Below are 13,538 nucleotides of genomic sequence, written 5' to 3'. Positions count from 1 at the left end.
GTCATGAGCTTGCCGAAAGACGATGACGCCACCCTGTCGGTGCGGTGGAGCCAGGGCGTGCTGCTCAAGCGCGACGTGTTTTCGACCGTCGAGCGCGGCCGCTTCCGCGCCGATGACGGCGAGGTCGACGGCGTGCTGCGCCGGCTCGATCAGGTGCCGTTCTGGTCGTTCGGCCTGGCGCTACATCTGTTCTCCCGTGAGCGCCGCGCGCTGACCTTGGCGCGCGACCTCGACGTCGGCCCAAAGCTGTTGTGGGCCGGCCGGCGCGCGCTGGTGCGCGGCTTCATCGACGGCGCGGCGCTGCATCTGGCGAAGCCGCACGGCGATGTCGCCTATTTCCGTTCCGCCAAGGCCGCGTTGCGCAAGCTGCATCGCGCCGGCATCTGCCATAACGATCTCGCCAAGGAGCAGAACTGGCTGGTCGGCCGCGATGGCCGCGCCTATCTCACCGACTTCCAGCTTGCCGCCTGCTTCAAGACCCGCAACCGGCTGTTCCGCATCGCCGCCTATGAGGATCTGCGGCATCTGTTGAAGCACAAGCGCAGCTACGCGCCGGAGGCGTTGACGCCGAAAGAGCGCAAGGTGCTCGCAAAGAAGTCCGCGTTCGCCAGCATCTGGCTTAAGACCGGCAAGAAGGTCTATCAGGCGATCACGCGCGGCATCTTCAATTTCACCGACCGCGAAGGCGGCGGCCGGAGGCTGGTCAACGACGCCCCGGTATTGATCGATCTGATCCGCAAGAATCCGCAGGTGCGCGACACCGCAATCGTCGCCTTTGCCGACCGGCGCGTCGGCGTCGGACTCTACGCCTTCGTCGAGGCGGACCAGTCCGCGCTGGAAAAGACGCTGCGCAACGAGCTTACCGCGGCCAAAGGCGTCAAACCACCCGAACACATCCAGGTCGTGCACGCGCTGCCGCGCGATGCCGCCGGCAAGCCGCGCACCGAAATCCTGCAGCTCGTCGCCATGAACCAGATCGATCTGATCGAGCCGATGATGCGCAGCGACGCCGATCGCGAGTTCCTCAAGGACATCCTCGAGCAACGCAAGAATCTGCGCGACCGCTTCAATTTTGAAGTCGCCGAGATGGACCGGCCGACAGGTTAGAGCGCGCTTCTCGGCGCGTGGCCCTCGACAAACGCGGCGCGAAGCTCCACTCTTTGCGAGGGGTAGCGCGCTCAAGGGACAAGTTTAATGCCACTCACCCGTGGCCGGATCGGGGGATACGATTCCGAACGACTGGCGTTCGGATTCACCATGATGAACGGCGACCAGGAAATCGAATGCCAGATCAGCGACGCCGCGTTGGACGAGCTGGCCGGCACGCGCGGAACGGCGAGCATGGCGCGGCAAGCCCAGTTCGTTGCGCTGCGCGACGCGGTCGAGCAGATCGCATCCGACCTCTATGACAGCGGCCCGATGGTCAGAGGCGCAACGATCCGGATCTTCACCAAGCACATCCCGAAAGAGCAGAGCTAGCGACCGAACTCCTCCGTGCGCGCGGCTCGCCACAACGTCCAGAGCGTGCGCAGGCGCGAGACCGGCTTCGGCAGGAACGGGTCGTAGTCCTCCCTCCTCGCCCGGTTCAGCTCGCGCCTGACATGGGCGAGCGGCAGAAAGATCGGCCTCACGCCGGACGGGACATCCGCAAGCAGTCCGAATGCGGTCTTGAGATGGCCCTGGGCCTCGTCCGCAAGCTGATCGATCGCGGCACGGATGTTCGGCGTCACCTTGCCGGCAAACACGTCCTCCTTGCTGCCGCCGTGCTGCTGCAGCAGCTGCAACGGCAGAAACAGCTGCTGCCGTGAGGCGTCGCGGCCGAGCGAAGCGATGACCTGCGCCATGCCCTGGGCAAGACCCGCATGACGGGCCAGGTGATCGATCGCCTCCGACGGCCGCGCCACCACGCGCGTGGCCTGCGAGAACAGCACTGAGGCCGTGGCGTCGAGATAGCCCTCGAGCGCGGTCAGCGACGGCATCGGGTCGTTGTAGAGATCGAACTGATGCTCTTCGACCAGCAGCGAGAATGGCGAGACTGGCAGACGGTGATTGCGGATCGTGTGCAGCAGTTCTGCCGCGACCGGATTGCCCTCGACGCCGCCATGGCCCGCGCCGGCCAGCATGTCGGTCCACCATTGCAGCCGCATCTCGCCGGGTAGCGGCTGGCTGACCTGCTCGTGGACGCGCGAGACTTCGATGTTGAAGGCGTAGATCGCAAGTATCGCCCGCCGTTCCGGACCCGGCAGGAACAAGGTCGACGCGTAGCGCACGAAGTCATGGCTCCGCACCAGATCGGCGCAGAAGGCCCCGCCGTCCTTCGGTGCCTCCGTCGTGCTCATGGCACCGCGATCAGCGCCGCCGCGACGCGACGCCGCTCGCCCAGCATGATGTTGTAGGTGCGGATCGCGGGTCCCGTCTGCATCGGATCGAGCACCACCCGCACGGCCCGCAGGGCCTCGCGCAAGTCCTTTGGCGGGACCCAGACGTCGGTGCCGGTGCCGACGATCAGCGTGTCGATCGCGTTGGCGGCCGCGAACACCTTTTGCAGCGAGTATTCGTCGATCTCCTGCGGCCTGGTGACCGGCCAGGCCCAGATCGAGTCAGGTAGGCACAACAGCGAGCCGCGATGCGACATATCGGCAAAAGCGAAGCCGCCCTTGCCGTAGGCCTCGATCGGCGCCGACCTCGGAAGATGGGGAGCGTCCGAGGAGTTGCTCATGACCGGCTACTTCTTGGCTGCCGCCGTGTCCGGCTTCTTGGCCGGCGCGTCCTGCGCCGCCTCTCCGCCCCGCGTGGTGTGAACACCGAGATAGATCAGGATCGGCGCCGCGATGAAGATCGAGGTGTAGGTGCCGACCAGCACCACGCCGAACATCATGACCGCGGTGAAGCTGTGGATCGCCTGGCCGCCGAACAGCAGCAGTGCGAGCAGCGCCAGCGTCACGGTGACGTGGGTGATGATCGAACGCGACAGCGTCGAGTTGATCGATTCGTTCAGCAGCTGCGGCATCGGCATCTTCTTGTAGCGCCGCAGCATCTCGCGGATACGGTCGTAGATCACGACGGTGTCGTTGAGCGAGTAGCCGAGAATCGTCAGCAGCGCCGCGATGCTGGTGAGGTCGAAATCGACCTGGGTGATCGACATGAAGCCGATCGTGAGCACGATGTCGTGGACGTTGGCGATCATGGCGCCGAGCGCGAACTGCCATTCGAACCGGAACCAAAGGTAGATCAGGATGCCCATGATCGCGAACATCAGGCCGATCATGCCGTAGGCCAGCAGTTCGCCGGAGACGCGCGGCCCCACCACTTCGACGCGACGGTAGTCGACGGATTCGCCGAGCGCACCGCGCACTTTCGTCACCGCATCCTGTTGCGCCTTGTCGCCGCCGGGCTGCTCGGCGACGCGGATCAGGACTTCCGCCGGACCACCGAACTGCTGCAGCTGTACCTCGCCGAGGCCAAGGCCGTTCAAGGTGGTGCGCATCGCGGCAATGTCGGCGGTGCCGGACTTGGCCTGCACCTCCAGCAGCGTGCCGCCCTTGAAGTCGATGCCGAAATTCAGGCCGTGGGTGAAGAACAGCGTGATGGCAAGGATCGAGAGCAGCGCCGAGATCGGGAAGCTGATGCGGCGAAAGCGGGTGAAGTCGAAATGGGTGTCGTCCGGTACGATGCGCAGCGCCGGCAGCAGGCCGAGCGCCGCAACCACGGTCAGGACGGCGATCAGGATGCCAAGGCCAATGAGAACGGTATGAGTCACAACAGGCCTCTCAGATCGGCACGGTTTGCGGCCGCTTCCACCGCACCCAGCCGGCGACGATCAGGCGCGTCAGGGTAAACGCGGTGAACACCGTGGTGATGATGCCGATGCCGAGCGTCACGGCGAAGCCGCGCACCGGACCGGTGCCGATGTAGAACAGCACGGCTGCGGCGATGAAGGTGGTGATGTTGGAGTCGAGGATGGTCGCCAGCGCCCGCTTGAAGCCGGCGTCGATCGCCGAGATCGCGTTGCGGCCGCCGCGCAATTCCTCGCGGATGCGCTCGTAGATCAGCACGTTGGAATCGACCGCGATACCGACGGTCAGCACGATGCCGGCGATGCCGGGCAAGGTCAGCGTGGCATTGAGCAGCGACAGCAGCCCGAAGATCATGGCGACGTTGATCGCCACCGCGATGTTGGCGAACACGCCGAACAGCCGATAGGTGATCAGCATGAACACGATGACCAGGATCGAGCCGACATAGGCCGCGAGCTCACCCTTTTCGATCGAGTCCTGTCCGAGGCCGGGACCGACGGTGCGCTCCTCGATCACGGTCAACGGGGCCGGCAGCGCGCCGGCGCGCATCAGGATCGCCAGATCGTTGGCTGACTGCACGGTGAAGCTGCCGGAGATCTGGCCCTGTCCGCCGGTGATCGGCTCACGGATCACGGGTGCCGAGATCACCTTGTTGTCGAGCACGATTGCAAACGGCTGGCCGACGTTTTCGGCGGTCGCCTGCGCAAATTTGCGGGCGCCCGACGTATTGAACTTGAAGCTGACGATCGCCTCGCCAGTGCGCTGGTCGAACCCGGGCTGCGCATCGGAGAGCTCGCCTCCGGACACCAGGACCTGCTTCTTGACGACATACGGAACCGGCGGCGGTGACGCGCTCATCAAGAGCTCGGAGTCCGGCGGCAGCCGGCCCTGCTGGGCCTGGTCGGGCGACACCGAGGTGTCGACCATGCGGAATTCCATCTTCGCGGTCTTACCGAGCAGTTCCTTCAGGCGGGTCGGGTCCTGCAGGCCCGGCACCTGGACCAGGATGCGGTCGGTACCCTGACGCTGGATCACCGGCTCGACCGTGCCGAGCTCGTTGACGCGCCGTTCGACGATCTGGATCGATTGCTCGATGGTCTGCCGGATACGCTCGGTGATCGCGGCCTGCGGGACCGTCAGGCGGATCAGGCCGCCGCCGGCATCGGCAACCTCGAGGCTGCGCTGGCCGCTGGAGCCGAGCAGGCCGCCAAGCGGCTGCGACAGCTCGCGGAGCTTCGACAACGCCGTCGCCTGGTCGCCTTCCTTGGAGATGCGGACTTCCACCGCGTCGTTGCGCGTGTTGAGGCCGGTGTAGCCGATCTTGGCCTCACGAAGCACCTTGCGGACATCGTCGCGGATCTGGTCGAGCTTCTCCTTCTTCACGTAGTTGGAGTCGACCTCGAGCAGCAGATACGAGCCGCCCTGCAAGTCGAGGCCGAGCACCAGGCGCCGCTGCGCCCAGGCCGGCCAGGTCTTCACCTGCGCCTCGGGGAAGAAATTGGGCACGGCGCACAGGCAGACCACCAGCGCTGTCAGGATAATCCCCAGCGCTCGCCACCGCGTGAAATACAACATCGAATTGACCTGTCAGATTCGGCAAGAGGCTCCGCGGCAATCAGCTCGCGGACGCCTCGTCCTTGGCGTCGCCCTTCGCCGGCTCACCCTTGGTCCGCACGCCCGAGATCATCTGCCGCATCTGGCGCACGCGCACGCCGTCCGAAATCTCGAACTCGATCTGGTCGTCGTCGACCACCTTGGTCACCTTGCCGACGAGGCCGCCCGAGGTCACCACGGTGTCGCCGCGGCGGATGTTCTTCACGAGGTCCGCATGGTCGCGCACCTTCTTCTGCTGCGGGCGCAGAATCAGGAAGTACATGATGACGAAGATCAGCGCGAATGGCAGCAGCGACATCAACATGCTGTTGGTGTCACCAGTCGCTCCAGCTTGGGCAAACGCAGGAGTAATCAGCATTCGGACGATCCTCGGATAAGACGGGAAAGAACCGGCAGCGCCCTCGGATTCGGGGCGGTATGGCGGTCCGGACAAATTCGCGCGGACTATAGCGGCCGCGGTCCCAATTGCAACGTTAACGCACCTTCATTTAGGGCGCTTGCGGGACCGCCGCCAGCCCGATAAGGCTGCGCCGTCAGGAACTGGACAAATGCCGAAAAAAGCCAAGAAAACGACCAGTAAAGCAACCCGCAAAACCACCCCCAAGGCTGCCGCCAAGCGTGCTGAAAACGCCGCGACAAAACGCCCGGTAACGGCGCTCGACGGCGCAGCGGCCGAGCGGATCGCGAACGCCCTGGAGGTCATCGCCAGCCGCCTCGCGGACGCCTCACCGGCCCTCGATCCGGCCGAGACCTTCGGCGCCGCGGACGCCTTCGTCTGGCATCCGGACGGGCGCCTCGCCCCGGTGCCGCGCGTCAGCCGCGTCGAGATCAGCCTGCTCAAGGGCGTCGACCGGATGCGCGATATCCTGATGGAGAACACCGAGCGCTTCGCCAACGGCCTGCCCGCCAACAATGCGCTGCTCTGGGGCGCCCGCGGCATGGGCAAGTCGTCCCTGGTCAAGGCGGTGCATGCCAGCATCAATCTCGACCGCAGGCCGGCCGACCGGCTGAAACTGATCGAGATCCATCGCGAGGACATCGAGAGCCTGCCCGGCCTGATGGAGCTGCTGCGCAGCTCCGCCTTCCGCTTCATCGTGTTCTGCGACGACCTCTCCTTCGACGGCAACGATGCCTCGTACAAGTCGCTGAAGGCCGTGCTGGAAGGCGGCATCGAGGGGCGCCCCGACAACGTCATCCTCTATGCGACCTCGAACCGGCGGCATCTCCTGGCGCGCGAGATGATCGAAAACGAACGCTCGACAGCGATCAATCCGGGCGAAGCGGTCGAGGAGAAAGTCTCGCTGTCGGACCGCTTCGGCCTCTGGCTCGGCTTCCACCGCTGCAGCCAGGACGAATACCTCGCGATGGTGAAGGGCTATTGCGACCATTACGGCATCAAGATCGCCGAGCACGAACTCGAGCGCGAGGCGCTCGAATGGTCGACCACCCGCGGCTCGCGCTCGGGCCGCGTGGCCTGGCAGTACACGCAGGAGCTCGCGGGCCGGCTCGGCGTGCGGCTGAGCGGCAATTAAACAGGCCATGGGAGGGATAGCCCCTCCCGTCGTCGGCTGTGTAGCCCGGATGGAGCGCAGCGCACTCGCGATCGTGCACTCCGCGACTGAGCTCCCGGATTTCGCTTCGCTCTATCCGGGCTACGCGGCTGAGCGGCAAATAATCACCGCGGCAATCGACAAAACAAAGCGGGGGAGGCTTGCGCCACCCCCGCTGTCTTTGTTGTGAGACTTGGAAGTCCCTTGAAGTCCCGACGCGTAGCTTACGCGCCGTTGAGGAACTGGAGCGGATCGACCGGCGACGATCCCTTACGGATCTCGAAATGGAGCTGCGGCGAGCCCGCCTCGCCGGACTGGCCCGACTTGGCAATCACCTGACCGCGCTTGATGGTATCGCCGCGCTTCACCAGGATTTCGCTCGCATGGGCGTAGGCGGTGACGTAGCCGTTGGAATGGCGAACCAGGACGAGATTGCCGTAACCCTTCAGCTCATTGCCCGAATAGGCGACGACGCCGTCTTCGGCCGCTTTCACCGGCGTGCCCTCGGGCACCGCGACGTTGATGCCGTCATTGACCTTGCCGTTGGTCTTCGAGCCGTAGGCGGTGATGACCTTGCCGCGCACCGGCCAGCGGAAGGTCGGCAACGCGCCGGTGGCCTCGCTCGACTTGGTGACGACGGGCGCTTCAGCGGCAGCCGCCGGCTGTTCGACCGTCGCGGTCGGCTGGACCAGCCGCGCGCTCTGCTGCGGCAGCGCGGTTGCAACGACCTTCGGGGCTGCGACCGCCGGTGCCGGAGCCACTGCAGCAACCGGCGCGGCAGCAAGAGGTTGCGCAACGGGCGCAGGTGCCGCCATCGCCGTCTTGGCGCCGGGCACCACGAGCTTCATTCCGAGGCTCAGCCGGGCCGACTGGTCGAGATTGTTGGCGCGGGCGAGTTCGGCCACGGGAATGTGGTGCTGGCGCGCGATGCTGTGCAGCGTGTCGCCGCGATTGACATAGTGGACGCCGGCAGACGCGGCTGCCACCGCGACGGGACGCGCCGCAGGTGCGGCCATCGCCGGCGCCGCGGCCGATGCGGTCGGGCGCGGAATGACCAACTGCTGGCCGGGCGACAGCGCGCGCGGTCCCTTGTAGCCGTTGGCGCGCAGGATCTCGGCGGTCGAGACGTTGTAGCGGCGCGCCAGCACTTCCAGCGTGTCGCTGGTGCCGACGATGATGGTGGTGCCGTTATGCCCGGCATGGGCTGCTGCGACCGAATGCGGAACGGTGCCGGTGGATTCGATCTGCGGACGCGCGGGCGGCGGCGTGTAGGACGACACCCCGCGCCCTCCTCCGGAGACGCCGGCATTGGCATTGGTGACCGGGTAGGACTGCGGCGCTGCCGCGACCGGCGGCGGCAACGGCTGTGACTGATATTGCGAATATTGCGGTTGCGTTCGCGGCCGCGCGTATTGCGGCAACTCGCGCGGCGGCGGCGCCTGCTGCACGGTGCCGGTCGGCTGCGGATCAAACGCAAAAGGATTTTGCGAGTAGGAGTTTTGCGAGAAGCGCGACGACATATCGGCGCTGCAACCGGCAAAAGCCATAGACATCAGCGTCAGCACCGCAACCTGCGGCACGCGACGCGAGCGAAGCAACTCAACAACCCCAGACATGGTTACTCACTCGTACGCAACAAAAGACTGTTTTGAGTAAACACGTACCGAGTAAATAACCGCTTAACCCTGCGAATAAGGCGTTGGTGCCAAGCAGCAAATCGCCAAATTTACAATTCGCGCGCGATTCCCGGCAGCGCCGGCACAAAGCGGACGTCGACCAATTCCTTGCGGTCGAAGCCGTTCTCGGTCCGCACCACGCGGACGAGGGTCTGGATACCCTGATGCGGCCCGACCGGGGCGATCAGGATGCCGCCGGGTTCGAGCCGCTCCAGCAGCTTCTCCGGTATCTGCTCCATCGCCGCGGTAACGATGATGCGGTCGAAGTCACCTGCCCCGGCCGGAACATCGAAGCCGTCCCCTAGCAGCACCTCGATATTGTAATAGCCCAGCTTTTCGAGGCGCTTGCGGGCGCCGTCGGCCAGCGTCCGGTAGCGCTCGATGGTCAGAACCTGCTTGCACAACCGGGACAGTACGGCCGCCTGGTAGCCCGAGCCGGTGCCGATCTCGAGCACGCGATGGTCCTTCTGCAGCTGCAGCTGCTCGGTCATGTAGGCCACGACGAAAGGCTGGCTGATGGTCTGCCCGCAGGCGATCGCAAGCGCGCTGTCGCGATAGGCCTCATTGCGATCGCGCGGATCGACGAAGACCTCGCGCGGCACCTCCTCCATCGTACGCAGCACCGCCTGATCGCTCACCCCGCGCCGCCGCAGGGTCAGCTGAAACATCATCTTCTCGGTCGGATCGGGGTTCACGGCCATGTTCATCAGCGTCTCTGGGGAGCAGCGCGGAATCTCGCCCTCTAGATGCCATTGAAATCCGAAATACCGCGTTAAGGAAAAATTTCCCGTCGCGTTTTGTTCCCGGCCGGGAACCGTCGCCCGGTTTCGCATTGGCGCCGGCCCGGCTGCATCACATATAATCGCGACGACGCGTGGGTTAACGTCTGGGTGGTGCAGATCGGGCTCTGGTAGAGCCAACATACCTCGTCGGCTGTTGGGCAAATCCTGCGCAACAAGGTCAGCCAAGGCGATGCGGCAAACCCTGCTGCGCGCTGGAAAGGGACCAATTCCCAAACGTTTGCATTGCGCGCTGTAATGTTATTTGCGAGCCTGATTCAGGGAAGGGCAAGGATTCCATCATGACAGCGATACGGCCGGCGGGCTGTTCAGTTTTCCTCGTAGAGGACGAGGTCATGATCCGGATGATGGTCGCCGATATGCTGGAGGAACTCGGCCATAGCGTCGCGGCCGAGGCCGGCGAAATCGGCGAAGCGGTCAAGCTTGCGCAATCGACCGAATTCGACCTCGCGATCCTCGACGTCAACGTCAATGGCAAGGTGATTACCCCGGTCGCCGAGCTGATCAACGCGCGCAACCGCCCCTTCATCTTCGCGACCGGCTATGGCTCGTCCGGCCTGCCGCCGGAGTATCGCGACCGTCCCGCGCTGCAAAAGCCCTTCCAGCTGGAAACGCTGGCCCAGGTGATCTCCAGCGCGATGAAGGGCGCGCCGGTTTAGATCTCACCGCATTGGAGGCGCGTAGCCCGGATGCAGCGAAGCGCAATCCGGGAATCTTGAACCCAATGCGAGCAGCTCCGGATTTCGCTTCGCTGCATCCGGGCTAAACCAGCTCACTTCAGCGTATCAAGCAGCGTTTCCGAGAATGCTTCATCGGTGCGGTCGAGCCGCAGCGGCGTCACTGAGACGTAGCGCGCCGCAAGCGCGGCGAGATCGGTTCCTTCGGCCGGCGTGTCCATCATCGCAGCGCGCTCGAAGCCGATCCAGAAATACGGATTGCCGCGTCCGTCGTGACGGCGATCGATCTTCAAGAATCCCTGATTGCGCTTGCCCTGCCGCGTGATCCGGATGCCCCTCACGTCATCGGGCACGCAGGAGGGGAAGTTGACGTTGATGACGGTGTTCCTGGGGACGCCGGCGCCGATCACCTTGCGGATGATGTCGGGTCCGAATTTCAGCGCAGTGTCCCACAGCGGCGCGTTGCGCGTCTCGATCGAGAATTCCTGCGACAGCGCAAATGACGGAAAGCCCAGAATGGTGCCTTCCAGCGCGCCGGCGATGGTGCCGGAATAGACCACGTCCTCGGCGACGTTGCGGCCCTTGTTGACGCCGCTCAGCACGAGATCGGGCAGCTTGTCTCCGAGAATGTGGCGCGCGCCCATGATGACGCAATCGGTCGGCGTGCCGCGCACCGCGAAATGACGCGGGCTGACCTCGCGCAGACGCAGCGGATCGTTGAGCGACAGCGAATGCGAGACGCCGGACTGATCGAGCTCGGGGGCAACGATCCAGACATCGTCGGACAACGCGCGCGCGATCCGCTCGACGACCTGCAGGCCTGGAGCGTGGATGCCGTCATCATTGGTGCAGAGAATTCGCATCCGTCAAAGTGCCTCTTGTTCCGATTCGACGCGGGTTTCCTATGCTGGTGGCCGTCTTAACCGGCTAGGGCCGCGGAGGCAAACCTGGCGATGGCCCGTGCCATCGCGCCGAGGTCACGCGCCATGGACGGACAAATCGCGCGCTGCCGGAAATCTTGCGCTCGAACACCGGCCAGGCCGGTCTGGCCTGCCGCCGAACGACCGCGACAACGGGCGCTGGCTGCGGCGCTTCCGGTATTTTAACCCGTGGGGCCTGGCGCAGTTCGGCCCCGCCCCCCCGGGACGTGACAGCTTCTGACCTTGGAGGCTCGGGCTTGGCAGGTTCAGGCCTTGGCGCTTCAGCCTTGGAAGCTTCAGACTTGGGAGCTTCAGACTTGGGAGCTTCAGATCTGAGAGCTTCGACCTTGGGCGGCTCGACCTTCCGAGCTTCCGGCCTGGCCGGCTCAGGAGCAATTGGTGCGGCTTGGCGAGGCTCGGGCTTGGGGGGCTTCGGAAACTCCGATGTGGGGGGCTCGGACTTGATGGAATCGGCCGTGATGGAATCGGCCTTGGCGGGTGCGGTCGTGAGAGTTTCGGCCTTCGGAGCTTCAAACGCGCAAGGCTCAGCCCTGGACGGTTCGGGCTTGGGCGGCACCGGAGCGAGCGCCTCGGCCGGTTTTGCGACCGGCGTCGTTGCAGCCGATTTTGATTTCAGCCTGGCCAGCAGTTCCTCGATCGAAGGCACCGATGTCGCGTCAAGCGGCGCGCGCGGCGCGGCCGGCGGCGTCGCCCGGACCGGCGGTGGCGGCGAAGCAATCGGTGCCGGCGGCGGCAGATCGGCCGGTGCCATCTGGGCGAACTTGCCGCGCGCGATCTCCAGCGCCTTGTCGAAGTCGGGCCTGTCGATCCAGGCCTTCGATTGCACCTCGGTCACGCGCGCGTCCCACAGGCGCGCCGCCTCGATGTCGTAGTAGCCCATCTGCTTCTGATTGATCAGCTGCAGACCGTGGCCCGTGACGGCCCATTGTCGACCAAGCCAGTGGATGTCACGATGGAGCGGCATCACACTGGCCCTCGCCTCACATGCCGTGCTCGATGACCTTGAGCCCGCCCATATAGGGCTGCAGCACATCGGGCACCGCGATCGAACCATCCTGCTGCTGATAGGTCTCCATGACGGCGATCAAGGCCCGCCCGACCGCCGTGCCGGAGCCGTTCAGCGTATGCACGAAGCGCGGCTTGCCGTCGGGGCCGCGATAACGCGCGTCCATGCGTCGGGCCTGGAAATCGCCGCACACCGAGCAGCTCGAAATCTCGCGATAGGCGCCGCCGTCGCCCTGCCCCGGCATCCACACCTCGATGTCGTAGGTCTTCTGCGCGGAGAAGCCCATATCGCCGGCGCACAGCGTCATCACGCGATAATGCAAGTCGAGCTTCTGCAGGACCTGCTCGGCGCAGGACAGCATGCGCTCGAGCTCATCCTTGCTGGCTTCCGGCGTCGTGATCGATACCAGCTCCACTTTTGTGAACTGGTGCTGGCGGATCATGCCGCGTGTGTCGCGTCCCGCCGCGCCGGCCTCGGCGCGGAAGCACGGCGTCAGCGCGGTGAGCCGCATCGGCAGCTCCTTTTCATCCAGGATCGATTCCCGCGCGAGGTTGGTCAGCGAGACTTCGGCGGTCGGGATCAGACCGAGGCGCTCGCTGCGCAGATCGGCATTCGGTGCGGCGAGCAACTCGCCCTTGATCGCCCAGAACTGGTCGTCCTCGAATTTCGGCAACTGCCCGGTGCCGAACATCACGGCGTCGCGCACCAGCAGCGGCGGATTGATCTCGGTATAGCCATGCTCGCCGGTGTGCAGGTCGAGCATGAACTGCCCGATCGCGCGCTCGAGCCGCGCCAGCCCCTTCTTCAGCACGACGAAACGCGCGCCGGACAATTTCGCCGCCGCCTCGAAATCCATATCGCCGAGCGCGGTGCCGAGATCGTCATGCAGTTTCGGTGCAAAGCCGTAGTCGCGCTTCTTGCCGAACACATGGTGCTGGACATTGCCGTGCTCGTCGGTGCCGTCGGGCACCTCGTCGAGCGGCAGGTTCGGAATCGACGACAGCTCTTTGGTCAGCTCGTCATCGGACGATTTCGCCGCCAGCTCGAGCTCCGGCATCGTGGTCTTCAGCTCAGCGACCTCGGCCATCAACTTGGCCGCACGCGCCTCGTCCTTTGCCTTCTTGGCCTCGCCGATCTCCTTCGAGGCCGCATTGCGCCGCGCCTGGGCCTGCTCGGACGCCAGGATTGCCGCACGCCGCTTCTCGTCGATCGCCAGCAGCGACGGCGACAACGGCCCAAGCCCGCGGCGTTTCAGGCCGGCGTCGAAGGCCGTCGGGTTGTCGCGGATCGCTTTGATGTCGTGCATGGGTCAGTCCTGGCAGGCTACGCGTAGGTAAACTACGGTGATGTAGCTCCACTACCACGATGGTCATCACCCGCGAAAGCGGGTGATCCAGTATTCCAGAGACGTCGGTGCGTCACCGGGAAGCCGCGGCGTACTGGATACCCCGCTTTCGCGGGGTATGATACCGACTGT

Annotated in this window: 14 protein-coding genes; 4 read left to right on the top strand and 10 right to left on the bottom strand. The window is 65.0% G+C overall.

What is annotated here, in order from left to right; all coding sequences use genetic code 11:
* The first annotated feature begins 3 nt into the window (after positions 1-3).
* Together E2I15_RS06475 and E2I15_RS06470 are read left to right on the top strand one after the other, a co-directional pair.
* Complete coding sequence (locus E2I15_RS06475) at positions 4-1,107, top strand: serine/threonine protein kinase (RefSeq protein WP_137480852.1); 1,104 nt, start codon at positions 4-6, stop codon at positions 1,105-1,107.
* An 87-nt stretch (positions 1,108-1,194) separates the two neighbouring features.
* Complete coding sequence (locus E2I15_RS06470) at positions 1,195-1,479, top strand: DUF1488 family protein (protein WP_137480854.1); 285 nt, start codon at positions 1,195-1,197, stop codon at positions 1,477-1,479.
* Here the strand turns inward: E2I15_RS06470 and E2I15_RS06465 are convergent.
* The 5 genes from E2I15_RS06465 to yajC are packed head-to-tail and all read right to left on the bottom strand — an operon-like array spanning position 1,476 to position 5,769.
* Entirely contained in the window at positions 1,476-2,339 is an 864-nt protein-coding gene (locus tag E2I15_RS06465) for a phytoene/squalene synthase family protein (protein WP_137480856.1), read from the bottom strand. The two genes, E2I15_RS06470 and E2I15_RS06465, sit on opposite strands and share 4 nt — an antisense overlap.
* The gene (locus E2I15_RS06460; protein ID WP_137480858.1) at positions 2,336-2,719 is read right to left on the bottom strand and encodes an Mth938-like domain-containing protein; all 384 of its coding nucleotides are present in this window, start codon (positions 2,717-2,719) and stop codon (positions 2,336-2,338) included. The genes E2I15_RS06465 and E2I15_RS06460 overlap by 4 nt, the downstream gene beginning before the upstream one ends.
* Before the next feature lie 6 nt (positions 2,720-2,725).
* Positions 2,726-3,760: a protein translocase subunit SecF gene (secF, locus tag E2I15_RS06455; protein WP_038387096.1), complete on the bottom strand. Its 1,035-nt coding sequence runs from the start codon at positions 3,758-3,760 to the stop codon at positions 2,726-2,728.
* A gap of 10 nt (positions 3,761-3,770) precedes the next feature.
* Positions 3,771-5,372, bottom strand: a complete 1,602-nt coding sequence (gene secD / locus E2I15_RS06450; RefSeq protein ID WP_137480860.1) for a protein translocase subunit SecD — start codon at positions 5,370-5,372, stop codon at positions 3,771-3,773.
* 40 nt (positions 5,373-5,412) lie between these two features.
* Entirely contained in the window at positions 5,413-5,769 is a 357-nt protein-coding gene (gene yajC, locus E2I15_RS06445; RefSeq protein ID WP_026192737.1) for a preprotein translocase subunit YajC, read from the bottom strand.
* A gap of 190 nt (positions 5,770-5,959) precedes the next feature.
* On the opposite strand from yajC, the gene E2I15_RS06440 reads away from it, so the two are divergent.
* The gene (locus E2I15_RS06440; protein ID WP_137480862.1) at positions 5,960-6,943 is read left to right on the top strand and encodes an ATP-binding protein; all 984 of its coding nucleotides are present in this window, start codon (positions 5,960-5,962) and stop codon (positions 6,941-6,943) included.
* Between the two features lie 242 nt (positions 6,944-7,185).
* On the opposite strand, the gene E2I15_RS06435 is transcribed toward E2I15_RS06440, so the two are convergent.
* Together E2I15_RS06435 and E2I15_RS06430 are read right to left on the bottom strand one after the other, a co-directional pair.
* Positions 7,186-8,577 carry a LysM peptidoglycan-binding domain-containing M23 family metallopeptidase gene (locus tag E2I15_RS06435; protein WP_137480864.1) on the bottom strand — a complete coding sequence of 464 codons (1,392 nt, stop codon included), beginning with the start codon at positions 8,575-8,577 and terminating at the stop codon, positions 7,186-7,188.
* Between the two features lie 110 nt (positions 8,578-8,687).
* Complete coding sequence (locus E2I15_RS06430; RefSeq protein ID WP_170991642.1) at positions 8,688-9,344, bottom strand: protein-L-isoaspartate(D-aspartate) O-methyltransferase; 657 nt, start codon at positions 9,342-9,344, stop codon at positions 8,688-8,690.
* Between the two features lie 374 nt (positions 9,345-9,718).
* Between E2I15_RS06430 and E2I15_RS06425 the strand changes: the two genes are divergently transcribed.
* Complete coding sequence (locus E2I15_RS06425; protein ID WP_026192734.1) at positions 9,719-10,096, top strand: response regulator; 378 nt, start codon at positions 9,719-9,721, stop codon at positions 10,094-10,096.
* Positions 10,097-10,209: 113 nt separating this feature from the next.
* Here E2I15_RS06425 and surE read toward each other — a convergent pair whose 3' ends face one another.
* The 3 genes from surE to serS form a co-directional block, all read right to left on the bottom strand.
* Positions 10,210-10,977 carry a 5'/3'-nucleotidase SurE gene (surE, locus tag E2I15_RS06420; protein WP_137480866.1) on the bottom strand — a complete coding sequence of 256 codons (768 nt, stop codon included), beginning with the start codon at positions 10,975-10,977 and terminating at the stop codon, positions 10,210-10,212.
* Between the two features lie 64 nt (positions 10,978-11,041).
* Positions 11,042-12,022 carry a hypothetical protein gene (locus E2I15_RS06415; RefSeq protein ID WP_155262244.1) on the bottom strand — a complete coding sequence of 327 codons (981 nt, stop codon included), beginning with the start codon at positions 12,020-12,022 and terminating at the stop codon, positions 11,042-11,044.
* Positions 12,023-12,035: 13 nt separating this feature from the next.
* Entirely contained in the window at positions 12,036-13,367 is a 1,332-nt protein-coding gene (gene serS, locus E2I15_RS06410) for a serine--tRNA ligase (RefSeq protein ID WP_137480870.1), read from the bottom strand.
* Positions 13,368-13,538: the final 171 nt, after the last annotated feature.

This window comes from Bradyrhizobium sp. BR2003 (assembly GCF_009720285.1).
GTDB lineage: Bacteria > Pseudomonadota > Alphaproteobacteria > Rhizobiales > Xanthobacteraceae > Bradyrhizobium > Bradyrhizobium elkanii.
The sequence above is the reverse complement of the archived record's forward strand: the minus strand, read 5'-3'. Positions and strand labels throughout refer to the sequence as shown.

Excerpts from the sequence above, each read along its gene's own strand:
- E2I15_RS06465 (WP_137480856.1), bottom strand. The coding sequence starts at position 2,339 with ATGAGCACGACGGAGGCACCGAAGGACGGCGGGGCCTTCTGCGCCGAT.
- E2I15_RS06460 (WP_137480858.1), bottom strand. The coding sequence starts at position 2,719 with ATGAGCAACTCCTCGGACGCTCCCCATCTTCCGAGGTCGGCGCCGATC.
- E2I15_RS06435 (WP_137480864.1), bottom strand. The coding sequence starts at position 8,577 with ATGTCTGGGGTTGTTGAGTTGCTTCGCTCGCGTCGCGTGCCGCAGGTT.
- serS (WP_137480870.1), bottom strand. The coding sequence starts at position 13,367 with ATGCACGACATCAAAGCGATCCGCGACAACCCGACGGCCTTCGACGCC.
- yajC (WP_026192737.1), bottom strand. The coding sequence starts at position 5,769 with ATGCTGATTACTCCTGCGTTTGCCCAAGCTGGAGCGACTGGTGACACC.
- surE (WP_137480866.1), bottom strand. The coding sequence starts at position 10,977 with ATGCGAATTCTCTGCACCAATGATGACGGCATCCACGCTCCAGGCCTG.
- secD (WP_137480860.1), bottom strand. The coding sequence starts at position 5,372 with ATGTTGTATTTCACGCGGTGGCGAGCGCTGGGGATTATCCTGACAGCG.
- E2I15_RS06475 (WP_137480852.1), top strand. The coding sequence starts at position 4 with ATGAGCTTGCCGAAAGACGATGACGCCACCCTGTCGGTGCGGTGGAGC.
- E2I15_RS06440 (WP_137480862.1), top strand. The coding sequence starts at position 5,960 with ATGCCGAAAAAAGCCAAGAAAACGACCAGTAAAGCAACCCGCAAAACC.
- E2I15_RS06425 (WP_026192734.1), top strand. The coding sequence starts at position 9,719 with ATGACAGCGATACGGCCGGCGGGCTGTTCAGTTTTCCTCGTAGAGGAC.
- E2I15_RS06470 (WP_137480854.1), top strand. The coding sequence starts at position 1,195 with ATGCCACTCACCCGTGGCCGGATCGGGGGATACGATTCCGAACGACTG.
- E2I15_RS06430 (WP_170991642.1), bottom strand. The coding sequence starts at position 9,344 with ATGAACATGGCCGTGAACCCCGATCCGACCGAGAAGATGATGTTTCAG.